This window comes from Ferroplasma sp. Type II, assembly GCF_000496155.1.
Map to the genome: position 1 here is coordinate 14,209 of NZ_KI542786.1, position 972 is coordinate 15,180.

General features: G+C 35.6%; 2 protein-coding genes. One reads left to right on the forward strand and one right to left on the reverse strand.

Features of this window, described 5'->3' with window-relative positions; translation table 11 throughout:
• Nucleotides 1-75 precede the first annotated feature (75 nt).
• Nucleotides 76-456, reverse strand: coding sequence for a NifB/NifX family molybdenum-iron cluster-binding protein (locus tag AMDU4_RS11325; protein WP_021788108.1), 381 nt, complete (start codon nucleotides 454-456; stop codon nucleotides 76-78).
• A gap of 95 nt (nucleotides 457-551) precedes the next feature.
• On the opposite strand from AMDU4_RS11325, the gene AMDU4_RS11330 reads away from it, so the two are divergent.
• On the forward strand, nucleotides 552-972 hold a 421-nt coding region (locus tag AMDU4_RS11330), incomplete at its 3' end, for a class I SAM-dependent methyltransferase (RefSeq protein WP_021788109.1).

A 972-nucleotide genomic window follows, 5' to 3' on the forward strand; every position in this document is an offset into this window, starting at 1 on the left:
CTGCGGATATAAACTAAGACAAAAATAGGATTATAAACATCATAATTTAAAAAAATTAATTATTTTCATATATATTTATTTCAATTCATGGGAATTGCCATAGTTGTGCGGTGCTTCATGAGTTGGTAGTGTTATTTCCTCAAGATTGCCATGTATGTAGGATTCCATTGCCTCATCTTCGTTCAAGTTATTGTTATAGTATATTTTTATCTTATTTTTGAGGAAACGTACTCCTGGCTCTCCTATTTCTGCAACGATTATTGCATCCACATTTTTTCCGAGGACCGATTTGAGCATATGTATGCCCCTTGCCGAAGTTGCTTTTAGAGCTGGATTTTCATAACGATCTATAAGTTTGTATTTTGTGTTTTCTATTTCGAATATATGCACTTCCGCTCCTTCCCCGGGTCCGCTAATATTGCTCCCATTTACAGGTATTCCAACTTTTACTGTCATATAAGTACATGCCGGATTAGCATTTAAGCAATTCTTTTTTTTGCTATAGTCTGTAGATACAAAAAATTTAATTCAAATAATATTATTTATCACTCATGAATGAATCCTACAATGAATTTCTGTCAACATGGGAATCGCAGCAAAACGCACTCATCGAGATGAGAGAACAACGATTTTCTTTTATGATGGATGTAATTGAAAATTCGCATTCAAAAGTAGATAGCATACTTGATGTGGGGTGTGGACCCGGGTCATTTACTATAAGGCTTGCAGAGCGATTTCCACAAGCAAGGATATACTCAATAGATTATGACCCTGTACTCTTAAGAATAGGGAAGAATCATGTGTCCACACACGGTTCAAGGGTGAGAATACTTGAGTATGACCTGAAGGGAAATGAATGGCTCCATGCCATAGACGATGAGAAATTTGATGCCATAGTTTCTACTACTGCATTGCACTGGATCCCAAAGTCTAATTTGATATCGCTGTATGAAAATTTCTATGATATTCTTA

Excerpts from the sequence above, each read along its gene's own strand:
- AMDU4_RS11325 (WP_021788108.1), bottom strand. The coding sequence starts at position 456 with ATGACAGTAAAAGTTGGAATACCTGTAAATGGGAGCAATATTAGCGGA.